General features: G+C 64.2%; 1 protein-coding gene. It reads right to left on the bottom strand.

Annotation, left to right across the window (positions count from 1 at the left end; genetic code table 11):
- Positions 1 to 239: twin-arginine translocation signal domain-containing protein (locus F0L46_RS26725; RefSeq protein ID WP_149822440.1), on the bottom strand; the 239-nt coding region annotated here is incomplete at its 3' end.
- Positions 240 to 265 lie beyond the last annotated feature (26 nt).

Genomic DNA, 265 nt, shown 5'->3' on the forward strand with positions numbered 1-265 from the left:
TGCGCGTGAGTCTGCGTGGCCGTGGCAATTCCCGCTTGGTGAGGGCCGTCGAACGCAATGACGGTCTGATTCGTGGCTCTGCCTGCGGAAACTTCCTGCGGCGACGTGCCATTCTGATCCCCGCGCGGGCTGCCCGCCTGCGGTTCTTCGGATTTCGCGCACGAGGCAACGACTGCCGTAGCGCCCGTCAGCCCGGCCCCGGCAAAGAACCCGCGACGGCTGATATTTCGGCGTGCCATGAAACTCGCCTAGCCTTTTCTGTCTT

Origin of the sequence: Salinarimonas soli (assembly GCF_008386575.1) — a bacterium.
Classification (GTDB): Bacteria; Pseudomonadota; Alphaproteobacteria; order Rhizobiales; family Beijerinckiaceae; genus Salinarimonas_A; species Salinarimonas_A soli.